General features: G+C 70.3%; 11 protein-coding genes and 1 pseudogene. All 12 read right to left on the reverse strand.

All coding sequences use genetic code 11. From position 1 onward, the window contains the following. A pseudogene (locus SSP24_RS32075) lies at positions 1-299 on the reverse strand (family 43 glycosylhydrolase); the annotation flags it as partial. A gap of 147 nt (positions 300-446) precedes the next feature. Next, positions 447-3380 carry a hypothetical protein gene (locus SSP24_RS32080; protein ID WP_141313481.1) on the reverse strand — a complete coding sequence of 978 codons (2934 nt, stop codon included), beginning with the start codon at positions 3378-3380 and terminating at the stop codon, positions 447-449. A gap of 12 nt (positions 3381-3392) precedes the next feature. Next, positions 3393-5258 (reverse strand): HSP90 family protein, encoded by a 1866-nt coding sequence (locus SSP24_RS32085; protein WP_141313482.1) that lies wholly within the window; start codon positions 5256-5258, stop codon positions 3393-3395. Between the two features lie 63 nt (positions 5259-5321). Continuing rightward, positions 5322-6308: a hypothetical protein gene (locus SSP24_RS32090; RefSeq protein WP_141313483.1), complete on the reverse strand. Its 987-nt coding sequence runs from the start codon at positions 6306-6308 to the stop codon at positions 5322-5324. A gap of 147 nt (positions 6309-6455) precedes the next feature. Further along, complete coding sequence (gene sbnA / locus SSP24_RS32095; RefSeq protein WP_141313484.1) at positions 6456-7481, reverse strand: 2,3-diaminopropionate biosynthesis protein SbnA; 1026 nt, start codon at positions 7479-7481, stop codon at positions 6456-6458. Positions 7482-7518: 37 nt separating this feature from the next. Further along, positions 7519-8589: a 2,3-diaminopropionate biosynthesis protein SbnB gene (gene sbnB / locus SSP24_RS32100; protein WP_141313485.1), complete on the reverse strand. Its 1071-nt coding sequence runs from the start codon at positions 8587-8589 to the stop codon at positions 7519-7521. Further along, complete coding sequence (locus SSP24_RS32105; RefSeq protein ID WP_141313486.1) at positions 8586-9593, reverse strand: TauD/TfdA family dioxygenase; 1008 nt, start codon at positions 9591-9593, stop codon at positions 8586-8588. Before SSP24_RS32105 ends, sbnB begins: the two co-directional genes overlap by 4 nt. A gap of 68 nt (positions 9594-9661) precedes the next feature. Beyond that, entirely contained in the window at positions 9662-12928 is a 3267-nt protein-coding gene (locus SSP24_RS32110) for a non-ribosomal peptide synthetase (RefSeq protein ID WP_141313487.1), read from the reverse strand. Further along, on the reverse strand, positions 12913-15486 hold the full coding sequence (locus tag SSP24_RS32115) for a Pls/PosA family non-ribosomal peptide synthetase (protein ID WP_141313488.1): 2574 nt from the start codon (positions 15484-15486) through the stop codon (positions 12913-12915). The genes SSP24_RS32110 and SSP24_RS32115 overlap by 16 nt, the downstream gene beginning before the upstream one ends. Positions 15487-15669: 183 nt before the next feature. Next, positions 15670-16311, reverse strand: coding sequence for an XdhC family protein (locus SSP24_RS44985; protein WP_268255106.1), 642 nt, complete (start codon positions 16309-16311; stop codon positions 15670-15672). Further along, on the reverse strand, positions 16247-16459 hold the full coding sequence (locus SSP24_RS43105) for an XdhC family protein (protein WP_308794538.1): 213 nt from the start codon (positions 16457-16459) through the stop codon (positions 16247-16249). The genes SSP24_RS44985 and SSP24_RS43105 overlap by 65 nt, the downstream gene beginning before the upstream one ends. A gap of 12 nt (positions 16460-16471) precedes the next feature. After that, positions 16472-17968: a serine hydrolase domain-containing protein gene (locus SSP24_RS32125; RefSeq protein WP_167529754.1), complete on the reverse strand. Its 1497-nt coding sequence runs from the start codon at positions 17966-17968 to the stop codon at positions 16472-16474. Between the last annotated feature and the right edge of the window lie 183 nt (positions 17969-18151).

Raw genomic sequence — 18151 nt, forward strand, 5'->3', positions numbered from 1 at the left:
TGCTGACATTCGTGACGATCAGCCAGAACCGGCCGTCATGGTGGCGCAGGGTAGGCGCGTAAATCCCTCCCGACGAGGGCGAGTCCAACGGCAGGCGCAGCTGGCTCGGCCGGTCCAGCGCATTGCCGATCTGCGTCCAGTGCACCAGGTCCCGGCTGTGGAAGATGGGCACGCCCGGGAAGTACTCGAAGCTGGAACACGCGACGTAGTAGTCCTCACCCACCCGGGCAGATGCTCGGATCGGGGTGAAAGCCGGGGATCACTGGGTTGTTGACGGTGGTGGTGCCCGTCTCGGGCATGCTCGACACCCTGATCGAGTCCTTTCACTGATTCACGGTTTCACGACCGCCGCTCCAGCGAACGAGGTGGAGTTGCCATGATCCGGCTCCGTCAGCCCGGAGATGGGCCCCGGTGCCGGAGCGCTGTCGCCCCGGCACCGCTTCGCGTCACTCCTCGTCGCGCAGGCGGGCAGCCAAGGAGGTCAGTGGTTCGGTCTCCTCGGAGTGGCCCAGAGCGGTCAGGTGGGAGATCGCCGCGTCGAGGCGAGTGAGGGCGGGGGCCGGGCGTTCCAGGTAGATGCCCTCCACGGCGCTCGCAAGGCGTACGCATTCGGCCCACTCGCCGGCGCGGTCGTCCTCCCGGCCCGGCTCGCCGAGCAGGGCGAGGGCCTTCTCCAGGGCGGCCAGGGCGTCCTCGTACTCGCCGGCGAAGGCGTTGACCCGGCCGTGTTCGTAGGCCAGGGCCGTGTCCAGGGAGCGGCCGTGGGCCTCGTACTCGGCGGCGCGGGCCTCGTCGGCGATCCGGCCCGCGTCGGCGAGGAAGGCGAGCGCGTCGGCCAGGCCGTCGGGGCCCTGCTGCTGGGTCTGGAGGCGGGCCAGTTCACGCAGGCAGTTGCTGAGCTGCTCGTAGCGCGGGGCCTGGGCATGGGCGGCGAGTGCCTGGTCCGCGGCCTCGCGGGCCCGGCCGAACTCGCCGGACTCGCCGAGGAGTACGGCCGTCTCCGCGGCGATCATGGCGTGGCTGCCCGGGTCGTCGTCCCAGCCGGCCGACTCGGCGGCGAGGGCGACGAACTCCGCCGTGGCGGCCTTGAGGTCCTCCCCCGCGTGCAGCGCGCGGGCGCGGGTCAGGCGCAGCTGAGCGACGAGCCGGTCGTCCAACTCTCCTGCGACGACGTCCGGTTCGGCCAGCAGGGAGTCGAGCAGAGCGATGCAGTCCTCGACGCGGCCCAGGTCGAGGCTGAGCTGGGCCGCGTTGCTGTACGCGCAGAACGCGTCCGTCCGACTGCCGCGTCGAAGCTCGAGCTCCGCGGAGCGCGTCAGGTGCCGCAGGGCCTCGTCGGGGCGGCCCAGGTGCATGCAGGCCTCGGCCAGATCACCGTGGAGGCGGGCGGTGTCGACCGCGTCGGCCGGCCAGTCGGCGGCCAGTCGCAAGCCCTCGGTCAGGTCCGCGTGCGCCGCCTGCGCGTCCCGGAGGCCGAGCTGGAGCCGGCCGCGCAGTCCGAGGGTGCGGGGCAGGTGCCAGGCGGGGCCGTGCGCCTTCAACCGGTCGAGGAGGGCGTCGATCTCGGTGACCGCGGCGGGCAGGTCGCCGGAGAGGGCGTACGTGCTGACCCGCAGCAGCAGGCCGCCGGAGATCTGTCCGACGACGTCGTGCCGGGTGGCGAACGCGAGCAGCAGGTCCACCTCGGCGAAGACCGGCGCGACGTGCTCCTCGCTCCTCGATGCCTGCAGGCGCAGGCCGAGTGCGGTCGCGCGCAGTCGCAGCAGGCGGGCCTCCTGAGCAGGAGTGAGGCCCGGTGTCTCGTCGTGCAGGCGGACCATGTTCTCGTGGGCGGCGGTCAGCGCGGCGGCCTTCGCCTCGGCTCCGTCCGCGTCCTGCACCGGGGCCTCGGCGGTGGCGAGCAGGGCACAGGCGCGGGCGAGCGCCGCATGACCCGGCTCTCCGACGGCGTCGTACAGAGCCGCGGCCTCCTCGTGGAGGTCGGCCGCCTCTGCGAACTCGTCCTTCTCGCCCGCCCGGCTCGCCTCGTCGGCCAGCAGGTCCGCGCGCAGCTGTACGAGCGGGCCCACGGCCGGGTCGTCGGGGTGGGTGTAGTCGCGGGCGGTGACGAGGGTGCGCAGCCGCGCCCAGCAGGCCTTTGCGTCCGGGTGCCCCTGCTCCTCCAACATCCTTGCCTTGAGGATGAGTTCGGGCAGCGAGTCGGGGACGGCGGCGGCCGTACGGGGGGCGGGCGCAGCGACCGGGGCGGCCGGGACCACCTCGTCGAGGCTTCGGGTGCGCAGGGTCAGTTCCAATGCGTCCAGGAGCGGGGCACGGTCGAGGCGGGCCTTGCGGCGGTCGGTGTGGGCCGTGGTGCCGTTGCGGGCGTCGAAGCGGGCGGCGAGGTCGTCGGCGCGGCCGCGCACCTCGGCGCGCAGGCCGGCCACCGTCCAGGTGCGGCCCGCATAGCCGACGGTGGGCAGTTCGCCGTGGCCGAGGAGTTCGACGCGCTGGAGGAGGACCTCCACGCCGGTGAGGAAGCCGAGCAGGTCCAGCGGCGAGTCGACCTCGTCGAACAGGTTCCGGTTCTCGGAGAGCAGTTCCAGGCCGCGTGCCTCGTTGCCGGTCAGTGCGCAGAACTCCAGGTGCCGGCCGACCTCCTGGGACATCGAGGGGTTGCGGCGGCAGCCGCGGTAGCCGGCGAGGTGCAGTTCGCGGGCCCGGTCGGTGCGGCCGGTGCGCAGCAGGGGCAGCAGCGCGTACGAGACGGAGCGGGCCGGTTCCTCCTGGCAGGACTCCTTCCCGGCCAGGACGGGCTCCCAGGCGCGCAGCGCTCGCTCGTCGTCACCCGCCGTGAGGTGGTACAGGGCGCGCTCACAGATCTCGCAGGCCTCGCAGTCGCTGAACCGGGTGCGGGTGCGGCCCGCCCACAGCTCGTAGGCGAGGGTGGTGTCCTCGCCGACGTGGGCGGCGAGCTGGTACGCCTGTCCGTAGTAGGGCTGGAGGCCCAGGCCGGCCTTCTCGTACCGGTCGCGCATCTCCTTCAGCCACTGGCGCAGGCTGGCCAGCGGTATCTCGGGCAGCGCGCGCAGGGCGTTGGCCACCCACTTGAACCGCCAGAACAGCATGTGGCGCAGGCGCTCGTCGAAGACGTCGGGCTGCTCGTCGAAGAGGGTGAGCAGGCGGGCGAAGACGACGGGCGACTTGCGGGGTTCGGAGCCGTAGGTGTACGCCTCCTGCAGTTCGAGGAGGGCGTGGATGAGCGGGACGGGCTCCGCGAACTGCTCGGCGGCGTCGACGAGTTCCTCGGCGGTGACGGTGCGGGTGCGGCCGTAGGGTCGCCGGTCGTTCTCCTGGAGCGCCTGGTACAGCTCGTCGGTGGTCTGTGGTGCGGTCGTCATCGTCGGCTGTCCTTAGCTGTCCTTGCGGAGGGCGTGGGCGAGAAGGTCGAGGAAGGAGCGGTTGATGAGGCTCGATTCGGCGGGCTTGAGCGGGCGCCGGGACAGCATCGCGGCCTGCCCGTAGAGGGCTTCGGCGCTGGTGCGGGCCAGCTCGGGCTCGTCGATGGTGACGGCGGTGCGGACCAGCGGGTTGAGCTGGTTGAGGATCAGCTGGGCCCGCGGGGCCTCCTGGCGCAGGGCGCCGAGAATGTCGCCCCACAGGCCGCCCTCCTGCTCGCGGGCGAGCTGGGAGCGGGTGCGCTCGTGCCGGGCCTCGCGGCTGTCGACCAGGAGGGCGGGGGCGGAGGCGGGCTGGAAGGTGCGCAGCGCGACGTCGCAGTCGAAGACGGCGAGGGCGTCGCGGGCCTGGGCGAGGTAGGCCGCGGCGGCCAGTTCCGTCTCCCGGTCGACGGGGTCGAGGTGGGCGGTGAGGGTCGCCGGGTCGAGGTCGGCGACGCTGACCTCGGGTCTGATCTCGGGCAGCCGGTGGACCAGTTCACGGTCGTAGGTGTAGCCGCCGTTGACGACGCCGAGCCCGGCGGCCGAGGCGATCGCCGCGACCTGCCGGAACTCCTCCACGCTGGACGTCACGAGCACGGTGCGGTGGGTGCGCGCGAACTCGTCGAGGGTGCAGTGCCCGTCGGTGGTCTCGAACGGCAGCCAGGGCAGCAGCATCCGCAGGATCTCGTCGTCGTGCACCGCGAGCGACTTCACGGCCAGGTGGTGGGCCTGGAGGAAGCGGGCGAGCAGGTCCGGGTCACTGGCAGCCGCCCGGGCGATCCACGCACGCAGCCGCTCGGCGAGGGCGTCGCGGACGGCGGCGAGCGTGTCGTCCTCGTACAGGGACTCGCGGGACGCCGTCGGGCGCAGGCTCTCGGCGTCGACGACGCAGCGCACGAAGAACGCCCACTCGGGCAGGATCTCCTCGGCCTGCTCGGACAGCAGCATGCCCTTGACGTGCACGCGGTGGCCGTGGCGGCGTCCGGCCGGCACCGCCTCGGGCAGCACACACGCGATGCCTTTCAGGCCTACGGCCGGCAGGTCCAGCTCGATGGTGTCCAGCGGCGTGAACCCGAAGACCTCCTCGCCGTACGCGGCCAGCGCGCGGGATCGGGCTCCCGGCGTGGGGTATGTGCGCGCCCAGGGGGCGGGCTCGGGGTTGACGGATGCGCCCGGGCCGTACGGGCCGCCTGTGCCGCCTGTGCCGTCGTCGAAGGTCACCGGGTGGCGCAGCAGGGAGCCGAAGTGGCGGGCCAGCGCGTGTACCTGCGCCGGGCGGCTCCACTCGCCCGCGTCGGCGCGCGGCGTCAGCGTGACGGTGGTGCCGGGCCGGGGGCGGGCGGAGGCGGGCAGGGTGCGGACGGTGTAGCTGCCGTCGCCGCGTCCCCGCCACTCCACGGCCGGTGCGTCAGGGGTGCGGGCGGAGCGGCTCAGGACGTGGATCTCGTCCGCGACCAGGAAGCAGGAGAGCAGGCCGATGCCGAACTGGCCGATGAAGTCCCCGCGTTGTTCGGCGATCTGCTCGGCGCGCTTGCTGCTGCGGCCGATGGTGGCGAGGAAGGTGTGCACGTCGGCCTCGGTGAGACCGACGCCGTCGTCCTCGACGCGTACCACCGAACCGTCGGCGTACAGGCGGACGCCGAAGGCGTCGGCGGACGCGGACGGTTCGAGGGCGTGCCGCGCTGTCAGCGCGTCCACCGCGTTCTGCATCAGTTCGCGCAGGTAGACGCGAGGGCTGGAGTAGAGGTGGTGGGAGAGGAGATCGACGAGGCCGCGCAGATCCACCTGGAAGGTGCGGTCGGCGCCGGCCGGGTACGCGGCGGTGTCGGGCAGAGTCATCGGGCAGTCCGGAGTGGGAGGGGTGACGGGTGACGGGCAGGCGGCACCGGGGCCGACGGGTGCTCAGGCGCGGCGGTGGTGGCGGGCGAACTGCTTCTCGGGCTCGGCGAAGTAGGTCCAGGGCCACTTGGTGTAGGCGCCGTCCAGCGTCTGGAAGACGCGCCGGACCGTGTGCCGCTCGCCCGCCAGCGACAGGGCCATGGCGAACATGTTGAAGTCCTGCTGCCAGCCCGGGCGCCACACGTACGCGGGGTGGAGGATGCTGTGGTCCGCCGCCTCCCGCAACTGCGCCTGGATCTCGGAGGTTTCGAGGTAGTCCCCGCGCTCCGCCTCGACCCACTCCTCGATGTACGCCATGGCGATCACGCAGCCGAGGCGGTGACCCTGCGGGGCGCGGGCGAACGCCTCCTGGGCGAACGCCAGGGCCTGCCCCGGCTCGCCGCCCCAACGGGGCTGCAACTGCGACACCCACTCGAGATGGGTCTCCAGGTCCAGCGGGTCGCGGCGCAGGGCGGCGTCGAGCCGGGTCTCGTTGACGGCGGGGCCCAGCGACATGCCGCGACCGGAGGTGAGGAGGCGGCGCCACGGCGTGACCCATTCCGGCCGCAGCTCGGCGGCCTCCAGCAGCTGCTCCTCGGCGATGTGGAGCCGCTCGTGGAAGATGCGCCACTGCTCCTGCGTGACGTTGACGGCTCGCTCGGCGGTGCGCGCCTCCCAGCCCCAGATGATGTGACGCGCGCCGGATATCAGCAGCGCGGTCGCCCGGTGCTCCTTGTCCTCCTCGACGGCCCGGCCGATCCAGTCCTGCGCACCGTCCAATTCGGCGAGCTCGCCCAGGACCTGGTGGTCGCGGCCGAGATCGAAGGGGGCCAGCGCCGCCTTGACGGCCTCCCAGTCACCCGCGTCGGCCGCTTCCACCAGCGCCAGCACCCGCGCGTCCCCGAGCGCGCGCAGCGTGTACATCCCGCTCCTCTGCCTGCGCGGGACGGGAAGGACGTGCGGATCCGCCGCCGGTCTCTCCGCACTCCTGCCAAACAGCTTGCCCAACATGCCGCGCCCTCCCCTGGTCCCGCGTGATCGTCCGGTGCAGCATAAACGGCACCACCGACACCGCTTCCACAGGGTTTTCACCGGCGCTTCACGGTGCCGCCGAGACTGTGGTTGCCGCACCCGCCCGCCAGACCGGCAGGGTCTCGGCTACGAGTTCCGCTGGCGATCCGTCACCCGCGATATGATCTGGCGCCTCCGGGAGGCGACCGTCGCCTCTTCGGAGTCGAGGATGTCGTCGCCGTACAGGTCCTGCAGCCAGTTGGCCTGGTAGATCGTGTCGAGGTAGCGCTCGCCGAGGTCCGGGGCGATGGCCACGGCCGTCAGGCCGCGGGTGTCGTGCCGGTCCAGCCAGTCCATCGCACCGCTGACCACGGTTCCCGTGGAGCCGCCGAACAGGAATCCGCGCCGGGCCAGCCGGTGGCAGGTGCGGATGGTGTCCGCCTCCTCGACGCGGATCACCTCGTCGACGTACGACTCGTCGAGCAGCGGCGGGCGCATGCTCATGCCCAGGCCGGGAATCATCCGGCGACCGGGCGGGCCCCCGAAAGCGACCGAGCCCACGACGTCCACGGCGACGATCCGCACCGGCCGGTGCCACTGCCGGAAGTAGCGTGCGCAGCCCATCAGGGTCCCGGTGGTGCCCGCCCCGATGAACAGCACGTCGAGGCCCGGGAATTCGCCGGCGATCTCCGGTGCCGTCGTGCGGTAGTGGGCCCGCCAGTTGCCCGGGTTGGTGTACTGGCTCAGCCACACGTACCGGCTGTCGGCCGCGCACAGCCTACGGACGTATTCGATGCGCTTGCCGAGGAATCCTCCGTTGGCGTCCAGATCGGCGACGATGTGCACCTCGCTGCCCAGCGCCTCCATCAGGAGTCTGGTCGACAGGTTGCAGCGGGAGTCCGTCACGCACAGGAACCGGTATCCCTTGCTCGCGGCGATCACGCTGAGCGCCACGCCGAGGTTGCCGGATGAGGACTCGACGAGAATCGAGGCCGGCGTCAGGTGTCCTTCGCGCTCGGCGCTTTCCACCATCTCGGTCGCGGCCTTCAGCTTGATGGAGCCGGCGAAGTTGAAGCCCTCGCATTTCAGGTAGAGACGGCGTCCGAGAATCGGCTGCAGGTCAACGTAGAGCCGGCTTTCGTTGAAGGCGTGGGGAGCGGAAATGACGGGCACGGTGGACCTCCTGTTGCCAGGGCTGAAGGGTGTGGCTTCAGCCGTACCGGCGCAGGTCGTGGAAGAAGTCGTCGATGAGGCGGAGCTCCCCCGCCCGGGCTGCTTCGTCGTACACGTACATGCCCACGGCGAGGTCTAGGACGCCGAGTCCGAACGGCGAGAAGATCACGGTCCGGTCGGCCGGCACCGTCAGCCGTCCGGTCATGACGTCGTCGAGGGTGCCGTCGAGGAAGTCGCGGTTGCCGGTGAGCTGCTCGGCCAGGTGGGGTGAGGTGTCGGCCTTCAGACAGTGCTCGACGTCGTCGACGATGTTCACCGAGTCGAGCAGGATCTCTGGAGCGAGGTCGCGCAGGGACACGTGCAGGACCAGCGGGTTGTGGGTGAACCAGGCCGGGTCGGTGACGTGGGGCTCGCCGGCGACGGTGGCGAACACGACCAGGTCGCTGGAACGGATCAGTTCCTCGGCGCTGTCGTGGACCGCGACCTGCGCGGTGGTGCCGGCCTGGTGCAGGTAGCCCGAGAAACCGGCGGTGCTGTCGGCGCAGACGTCGTACACGCCGATCGTGTCGAACGCCCATCCGGTGCCGGCCAGGAAGGTGTGGATGTAGCGGGCGATCAGACCGGTGCCGAAGAATCCGACACGGGTGGGGCGGGGCCGGGTGCGGCTGAGCCAGTCGGCCGCAAGCGCGGCGGATGCCGCGGTCCTGGTCGCGCTGATGATGGAGCTCTCCAGGCAGGCGAAGGGGTAGCCCGTGTCATGGTCGTTGAGGATGAGGACCGCGGAGGCCCGGGGCAGGCCGGCCTGCACGTTGGCCGGGAAGCTGGAGATCCATTTCAGACCGTCCACCTGGACCGACCCGCCGATGGAGGCCGGCAGCGCGATGATGCGCGAGGTAGGGCGGTCGGGGAAGCGCAGGAAGTACGACGGGGGGTTGACCGAGTCCCCGGCGCCGTGCAGCCGGTAGGCCTCCTCGACCAGCTCCACGATCGCCTTCTCGCGTCCGCTGAGTGCCTGCTGTACCTGCGCGCCGGAGATCACCGCGAAGGTCGGCGGCGAGGGTGCGTCGGAGGCGGCACGCCCGGTGGCGGGTGACATCAGGTGGGTCATCGTCGGCTCCCCTTCGGCTCAGGAGCGCAGTCGGCCAGGCGCCGGGGCTCGGCCATGGCGACCAGCACCTGGCGCTCTCCGGTGAAGGCCTCTCTGCTGTGGGCGGTACGGATGTTGTCGACGAGCATCAGGTCGCCGGGCTGCCAGGGCTCGCGCCGGGTGTGCTCCTCGTAGGTGGAGTTGAGCAGCTGGACGATGTCCTCGCTGATCGCAGTGCCGTCACCGAAGCGGGTGTTGAAGGGCAGTCCGCCCTCGCCGTAGACGTCCACCAGGTATTCGCGCACCTCGGGGGCGAGCGTCCACTCGTTGAGGAACGCGATCTGGTTGAACCAGCAGCGTCGGCCGGTGAGCGGGTGCCGTACGACGGCGCTGCGGCGCTGGCGGGTGTGCAGGGAGCCGTCGGGCTGCCAGGTGAAGTCGATGGCCTGGGCGCGGCAGTAGCGCTCGATGGCGGCGTGGTCGTCGGTGCCGAACGACTCCGTCAGGGAGGCCCCGATCTCGTCGTTGTAGCTGCGGGTCAGCAGCCAGCCCTCGCGCTCGAATCGGTCGCTGAGCTCGGTGGGCAGGGCCTGGAGCACCTGTTCCGCGTCGGCGACCGCCGTGGCACCGCCCTGGCTGGGTGCGGTCAGGCACGCGAACAGCATCAGGCCGGGAACCTCCAGCGTGTAGCTGAGTTCGTGGTGCATGCACATCGGCTGGTTGGCCGGCCAGGTGGTCGAGGAGTACACCCCGGGGCCGTAGGTCTGACGGGGGGCGAATGCCTCCCTCTCCGTCATGAGGCCGCCGTCGGACAGGCCCGCGAAGACGGCACCGACCTGATCCGCATCCCGCAGGTCCAGGCCGCGGACGAGCAGCACGCCGTGCTGGGCGACGTGTGCGCGCAGCGCGTCGCGGTGCTCAACCGCCCAACTCGCCGCATCGCCAGGGGCCTTGGCATGCAGGATCGGAGGCCGGTCCGGCCGCAGCTCCACGTCGAGCAGGGGTGCCAGGGGTGAGGACGACATCTCGGTTTCCTTTCGGTTGCCCCGCTGAAGGCTCTGGGAGGGTGAAGAGAAGGCCGCTCGTTCGGGGCTCACGAGGAGGCCAGTGGTTCGGTGGCGCCCAGGACGGCCCGTGCGGCTTCGGCCGGACGCGTGCGCAGGAAGTAGTGGCCGCCGTCGGGGAGTTCGTGCAGCTCCACGTGGTCGGCCAGGAGCTGCCAGTCGCGGTAGCGGTCGGCGAATCCGGCCGTGTTCGGGTCGTCGGCGGCGACGACCACGGTGACCGGCGCGGACAGCTTCACCGGCGGCGGGGTCTGAAGGGCGTCGGCGAAATAGCGGTGGGCGGACTCGCAGTCGTGCCGGTAGGCGGCACCGATGTGGTCGGCGTGCTCGGCGTTCAGCTCCGCGAGTTCCGTGTGGCCGCTGTCGCTGGTGAGTCGGGCGGCGATCTCGGCGTTGCTGCGGCGTGTCAGCTCGGCGAGGTGGGCGCGCCGGTCGGCGGCGGTGCCGAGCAGTTGTGCGGCGAGGAACACCCGCGGGACGTCGACGCCGAGTTCCTGCAGCTGCCTGGCCGTCGCCACGGCCGACGCGGCGCCTGACGAATGGCCCCAGATCATGACCCTGGTCAGGCCCCGTTCGGCGATCTCGGCGGCGACCTGCTGCACCACCTGCTCGATGGTGGCGAACGGCTCGCCCGGGGCGGCCAGGTCGTGACCGGGCAGCTCGACGGCGTACACCGTGAGCCCGTTGTCCGCCAGCGCGCTCGCCATCGGCTGGTAGTTGACCGCGTTGCCGCCTGCGTAGGGGAAGCACACCAGTGCGCAGTCCGGCGCGCCGCCCGCCTTCCCCGACAGCGGCTGAAGCAGCTCCGGGCGTCGCTGGGGCGTGCCGTCGAGGAGGGCGGCCAGGTCGGCCAGGACCGGGTGCCGGGTGATGTCCTTCAGGGACACGGCGCGGTCCAGGGCGATGGTGAGTTTCACTGCCGTGAGGGAGGTGCCACCGCAGTCGAAGAAGTGGTCGTTCCGGCCGACCTGTTGTTCGGGGACGCCGAGCAGTTCGGCCCAGGCTGCCGCCAGCTTCCGCTCGGTCGGGGTGAGCGGGGCGCGGTCGTGGTCCTCACCGGCGTCGTTCTCCGTGGGTGCCTCCGTCTGTTCGGCCAGCGCGGTCAGGGCCTTCCTGTCGATCTTGCCGTTGGCGGTGAGCGGCAGGCTGGGCTGCCAGTGGAAGGCCGAGGGGAGCATGTAGGCGGGCAGTACGGCACCCAGCGCCTCGCGCAGGACGTCCGTCTCCTGGCGCTCGCCCGTGTAGAAGGCGATCAGGTGCTTGCTGTGGCCGGCCCGCTCGGCAATGACGACCACGGCGTCCCGAAGTCCGTCCACCCGCAGCAGGGTGTTCTCGATCTCGCCGATCTCGATACGGAATCCGCGGATCTTGACCTGGTTGTCCCGGCGCCCGAGGAACTCCAGCCTGCCGCCCGGGTGCCAGCGCCCCCAGTCGCCGCTCAGATAGAGCCGTTCACCCGGCCGGTACGGGTCCTCCCGATAGGCCTCACGGGTCCGTTCGGGATCGTTGATGTATCCGCGCCCGACGCAGACGCCGGAGAACGCGAGCAGCCCCGGGGCGCCGAGCGGCACCAGCGACAGATGCTCGTCGACGACGTACACGCGCACGTTGTTGACCGCGCACCCCAGCAGTACGCGCTCGGGCACCGTGTCCATGACCTCGTGGTTGGTGTCGTCCGAAGTCTCGGTCAGTCCATAGGCGTTGACGAGCTTGATGTCCGGCTGGATCGCGAACCAGCGCTGGACCAGCTCCCGCTTGAGCGCCTCACCGGTGACCGACACGCAGCGCAGGTCGGGCAGTTCGCGAGGCTGCTTCTCCAGATACGAGACCACGACCTCCAGGTAGGAAGGCACCACCTGGACGACACCGGCCCGTCCGCGGACGATCGTGTCGAGGAACTGCTCCACGTCGACGACCGACTCCTGTCCGACGAGCAGAGTCTGCCCGCCCACCAGCAGCGCGGACACCAACTGCCACAGAGAGATGTCGAAGCACTGCGGGGCCGTCTGCGCCACCACGCGCCCCTCGGTGATCTCCAAGTCATCGATCTTGGCGAAGAGATGGTTGAGCATGCCCGCGTGCTCGCACATCGCGCCCTTCGGCTCGCCGGTGGAACCGGAGGTGAAGTAGATGTAGGCCAGCTGGTCGGCGGCGACCTCGACACCGACGTCGGTGTCGGCGTGCTGCTGTGCGTACGCCTCCTCGATCAGCAGCTTCCTGGCCTCCGGAAGGGTGGCCAGGGCCTGGTCGAGGGTGTCGGTGCTGCCGGACTCCGTCAGCACCAGTCGGCAGCCTGCGCGTGACAGCGTTGCCGCGATACGGCCGGCCGGGAAGTGCGGCTCGATCGGCAGGTACGCGCCGCCCGCCTTGAACACCGCCAACGTCGCGGCCAGCCAGTCGAGGTTGCGTTCGGTGACGATCGCGACCACGTCTTCCCGGCCCAGTCCCCGCTCCAGCAACGCCCGCGCCAACCGGTTCGCGCGCGCGTTCAGTTCCCCGTACGTCCATGAGCGGTCGCCGTGCACCGCCGCCACCCGGTCCGGGTGGGCCCGTACGCGCTGCTCGAACAGCTCGTGCGCCCGCGCGTCCGGCAGCAGCCGGCGCGGCCCGGCCAGTCCTTCGAGCTGCTCGCCCACCTCGTCGGCCGACAGCAGGCTCTGCCGCGTGTGTTCGGCGTCGACGTCGGCGGCCATCAACCGCAGTGCGGCGAGGTGGTACCCGCCGATGCGGGCTGCGCACTCGGCGTCAAGTACCTGCTTGCGACAGCGCAGCCGCATCACCAGCCGTCCGCCACGGTCGTACCAGCCCACCCCCAGCGCGGCGTCGCCGATCAGCCCGTCGTCGGTCCCCGCCGGATCGCACACGACCTCGTACGTCGGCCCGGCCACGCCCAGTTCCCGGCGCAGCTCGTCCACGGGGAACTGCCGGTGCGCGAGCAGCTCCGCCTCGACGCGACGGGCGCTCGACACCAGGGCGCTCCAGGGCCCGGGGGCGACGGTCAGCCGGCACGGCAGCGGGCCGCTTCGAGCTCCGGTGACGTACCCCGTCACGACCTCCTGCTCACCGGACAACGCGGCCAGCACCTTGGCGTGCGCGGCCAACAACACCGCGCTGAGCGGCACTTCCAGCTTCCGCGTCAGCCCGCGTACCGCGGCCGTCACGTGGTCCGGCACCGCCGCCTCGTACTCGGCCACTCCCGTCACCGGCTCCCGGACCCACCGTGGCACCGCGGTGAAACCACCAGCGGTCAGCACACGGCTCCAGAACTCCCGGTCCGTATTCAGGCGCGCTCCCATCGAATGGCCTTTCTCGGCTCGGCGTGAGATTGATCGGGGGCATCCGGCATGTCGCCGGCGGGGTTTCCTCCCCACCATGCGTTCGGGGGCACCTCCTCGCCTTTCATGAGGAAGGAATCGGGTGCCAGTACGGCGCCGTCACCCATGGTCACGCCGTAATGCACATGGGCGGAGACACCGAGGGTGCAGCCGGCACCGAGCGTGCTGCCGTCGGACTTGAAGGTGCCGTCCTCCTGCGAATGGCATTGGATTTTGCTCCCGGCGTTGAGCGTGCATTCGTCCCCGATGGTGGTGAGTGTCCGCTCCGTCAGATAGCAGCCGTCGTCGAACACCCTGCTGCCGATGCGCACGCCCAGCATCCGCCAGATCAGGCTTTTGAAGGGGGTCCCGTTGTAGATGTTGAGGTGTTCGTCCGGAACCTTCCACAGGCGTTCGTGCCACCAGAAGTACGGGTCGTAGATGGAGCACAACTGGGGGCGGAGGGCGCGGAATGACGCGATGCAGCGTTCCAACAGGATGTAGTAAAGGGTGGAGAAGCAGAGCGTCATCGCCAGATATGCGGCGATCACCACGTGTCCGAGCACGCCGTACACGTCGATGGAGACGAGCGCGAGCAGCGTGAGGGCGAAGGTGTGCAGCCACCGCATGAACAGCATGAGGGCCATCGAGCGCAGGTTGTAGCGGTTCTTCGCGGCAAGTTGGCGGCGCAGCCTCTCCCCGGTCCTGAGGTCGTCGAACCGTGCATCGCGTTCGACCGACCGCGGAATCTCGAAGCAGGGCGAGCCCAGGAGACCTACGCCTTGGCGGACTTCACCGTCGAGGGGAACCATGACCTTAGTCGCCAACAGGCAGTTGTCGCCCGTCCTGGCGCCCACGGGGTAGGCGATGTTGTTGCCGAGGAAGTTGTGCGATCCGATCGACGCCCGGGATATCCGGAAGGACGTGCTGGAATATTCCGCGTTCACGATGGACAGGCCGTCGGCCACCATCGTTCCCCTGCCGACCGACACCAAATAGGGGCTCTCGTGCTGCACTTCGGTGCCGAAGTTCGACCCGGTCTGCTCGACCCGCGACAAATCGTAGCCGAGCCCCTTCAGGTAGTACACGATGTAGGAACTGTCACCGAACAGCCACGTGAAGAACTTGATGTTCGTCATGCGCACCACGGCCCGGTGTACCGAGTAGTGGAATCCGTAGAGCGGATACACCTTGTCGGGCTTGATGACCAGGTTCAGCAGACGCGGAACGGTGTACAGCACGACGAGGCCTGCGACGACGAATCCGAAGAACAGCACGAGTGACAACACCAGCGCGCCACTGATCAGTTGCCCCGACGCGAGTCCGCCCGCGTCCGGCCCGAGTTGCCGGCTGATGGCGGGGACTTCGGTGAACAGCATGTACGTTCCGCCGAGCGCCAGCGGCATGTACAAGAAGAGCAGCTGAAGCAAGGTCATCAGCCCGAAGGAAGCCCGGCGGAGGGCGCGGCATCGCGTGGGCGGCACCCTCACGTAGTCGACGTCCGTGGGCTGTGCCGGGGACCCGTGCCAGTGCTCGCCGTCCGGGACCGCCTGGCCGCGGTACAGGGCGGACGAGTGGCCGAGCTGTGCTCCGTCGCCCATCCGCGTGTCGATGTCCAGGACCGTTTTCTCGCCTATGAACACGTCGCGGCCGAGCGTGACCGGGCCGGTCTGGATGCGCCCGGCGTGTGCCCGGTAGCAGAGGAGGAACGAGTCCTTGCGGATCACCGTGCCGGCGCCGATCGTAAGCAAGTCGGTGCAGACCGGGAGGGAGTGGGAGAGGATCGTCACTCCCTTGCCGATACGAGCGCCGAGTGCCCGGAGATACAGCGGGTACAGGGGATTGCCCACGAACAAGAGCATCGGATTGGCGTGGAGCAGCACCTTGACTAGCCAGAAACGCAGGTAGGCCAGACTCCAGACCGGGAACTCGCACGGTTTCCAGCGGCCGATGAGAATCCATTTCGCGACGACCGGGAACACGCACAGCGCGACGAAACCGACGCCGCCGAAGACGAGCGACCGCAGATAAATGTCGGCCGCGTCAGATCCCGCGGCGATCCACTCGTAACCGCGAGCGGCCATCATTCCCGCGACAACGGAATACCCCAAGAACATCAACAGCTGGAAGATTCCGCAGAGAACGTACGCCAGCTGGCTGGTCGTCACCGGCGACGAGGGAGAATTCGGGACGGAGCAGTCGGGGGAGGTGGGAGTTGTCACGGCGAGAGCTGCCGCCAGGCTTCGGATCGTAGGGTGCCGGTATATGTCCTTGATGGACGCTGACGGCAGATCCGGCCTTTTCCTGAGCCTTGCGCAGAATTGGGCCATGACCAAAGAGTTGGCACCCAAGTCGTCGAAAAAGTGTTTGTCGACCGGAACATGGTCCACACGTATGACGGCGGCCAGGACCTGAGCGAGTTCACTTTCGGCGTCCGTACTCGTCTCGGTTTCCGTTGTCACCGGGCCCGAGCCGTCGGCTCGCTGGTCGACAACGGATTTGTTCGGCCCGGCTATATCGACCTCGGCAGACTGCTCCACCGTGCGACCTCCTTGAAGACGCTTCGGCACGAGGGTGCGTTATTTCCTGATCACGAACAGCAGGTTTCAGTTTCGGTCGGCTACCGACAGGTTGCCACTCCGAACGGATCGCAACGTAAGACGGCAAGGCTCGATGGGCCCTGTCTCCCTTGGCTTCTCCACACGGCTGGGGTGAGCGACGGTTCACCCATACGGCCCCCCCTCGGCCGCGATGCGGTTCTCGGCGAGGGACGCTCCGCCGAGGTCGAGGCCCGCCGGGCCGGCCAGGCGGGCCAGCCCGGGGGCGTCGGTCAGGCACCGTAGGCGCCTCGCATGGGTGGCCCGGCTGCCGAGCGCGGCGACGTATCCGGCGGGGCCTGCCAGAGCGGCGCGCAGGGCGCGGTCGTCGATGCGCGGGTCGTGGCTGAGTGCGACGACCGCGTCGGGTGCGGCGAGCGGGTGACGGGCGATCCAGTCGTCGGGCCAGGCACGGACGACGTCGGCGGTGCCGGTGAAGGCCCCGGAGGCGACATGCCCGGGCCGCGGGTCGACGACGACGACCTTGCGGTGCAAGGTCCCCGCCAGGGTGGCCAGGACTGCGGCGAGATCTGTCGCGCCAACCAGCGGTCGGGCGGCCTCACGGGCGGTCCTCGGCCAGGGCCGTGGTGATGGCGGAGTGGACCGGCTCGGGGGGTGCGGGCGTGATGAGGACCCGCAGTTCGCGGGCGCATGACCGGGGCGTCTTCCCAGGACAGCAGGTCTTCTCCGGGCTGCACGGCGGTCACCTGGGGCGCGGCCCCCCTGCCAGGACGGTGCGGGGCATGTCCAGGACGATGCCCTCGACACAGCCGCCCGACAGCGAGCCGCGCCACGTGTCGTCGTCGGCGACGGCCATGGTGGCACCCAGCGGTCGTGATCCGGGACGGCGCGCCACCCAGTCAGGACGCGATGAGATGCACCGCAGCGGACACAAAGAACTGACCAACCGACACACGCAACCTGCTGCTCAGGCGATCGGGAGGGCCAGGCGCTCGTTGACGGGTTCGACGATGACCGTTCGGTTGGTGAGGACGACCCAGGGCCGGCCGCTGCTCGGCCTGACGATCAGGGACGCGCTGAAGCCGGCGCCCGCGCCCGGGTGTCCGGCAACATCCTTGGCCGACACGAGCATCCAGCCGAGGCCTGCCTGTCCACCCAAGTCGTCCCGCTCGGCCTGCGGCGACAACGCCTCGCGGGCGAGCGTGTCGGGCAGCAGCGAGGACCACCCGAGACCGAAGCGGACGAGGTCGAGCGCGGTGGTCCACAGGCCACCAGCCGCGGGCAGCGTGAAGACCTGGGCCGGCACGGGCTCGAAGGAGCCCTCGTCGGACAGGCGGTAGCCGGTCGCCGCCCCGGTTGCGGGCGGGGTGGTGGGGAACGAGGATCCGGTCATGCCGAGCGGGTCGAGGACCATGCGCGCCACGGCCTGCGGGTAGGGCAACGCGGTGACGTCGGCGATGAGTTGGCCGAGCATCCCGTACCCGCCGTGGCCGTAGGCGAACGTGCCGCGCTGCCCGCCGCACGCCGCGACCGGCCCGGTGACCGAGGCCAGGTCGGGGACTCGGTCGGCGAACATCGACGCGGGGGTCTCGACGCCGCCGGTATGGGTCAGCAGTTCCCGTACGGTGACGGTGTCGTCGGCGAGCCGGATGGTGCGCAGGTAGGCGTTCGCGGGCTCGTCGAGCCGTACGCGCCCGTCCGCGACGAGCCGCAGGACGGCGGTCGCGGTGATCGGCTTGGTGACCGCGTACGCGGGAAACCGGTGTTCGGGCAGCAGTACGTCGTCCTGGTCGAGACCGGCCCAGCCCCGTGCGGTCGCCCACACCGAGCCGTCGTCGGACGCGCCGGCCACAGTGAGGCCGACCAGGCCCAGCTCGGCGTAAGCGTCCGCGGCCACCGCGGCTGCCTCCTGCGGCACCGGCCCGAAGGTGTTCGTCGCCGGTGCCGCCACGCGCGGGTCTGTGGCCTTCGTCTCCAGCGGATACATCCGCAGCATGTGCAGCCGGTACGGCGGCTGGGTCTCCGTTGCCGCTTCGACGCGCAGGTCGGCGAGGCGGGCGTGAAGGCGCTGCGGCTCGGCCCGCACCTCGGTGAGGCCCTCGCGCAGTTGCGGGGCCACCGTGCTGAACAGGCGGGTCAGCCAGTCCGGCGGCACGAGGGTGAGGTAGCGGTCATCGAAGTGCCGGCGCAGTTCCTCCTCGTTGGGGGGTGTCCATCCCGGGGTGTCGGCCGCCGCGAAGCGGGACACCACCCACAACAGCTGCGTCAGCGCGTGGCTCGTCGGACCCGAGGCCTCGATGAGTTCCTTGAGCGCGGTCCAGCTCGACAGCCCGTGCTCGCGGGCGATGGCCAGCTGGGCTTCGTGGAGGGTGGTGAACTCCCCTGCGGCGAGGCGGCGCTTGGCCTCGATCTTGAGGTACCGGAGGTTGGGCCGGTCGGGGAGACGGCGTGACTGAGCGGACAAGGCAGTCCTTCCTCGGCGCCCGCGGGTCCGCGACATCGGGCTGGAAAGATCTGCCGTCGATCTCTCATGCACAACCGGTGAGCTTGCAGCTCTGCCCGCGGACCCAGAGGCGGCCGGAAACCGCCGGGCACGACTATAACCGCAGGCGCTGTCCGAGTGGCAGGGCTGGTCCGAGTGGGTGAT

This window comes from Streptomyces spinoverrucosus (assembly GCF_006539505.1).
GTDB lineage: Bacteria > Actinomycetota > Actinomycetes > Streptomycetales > Streptomycetaceae > Streptomyces > Streptomyces spinoverrucosus.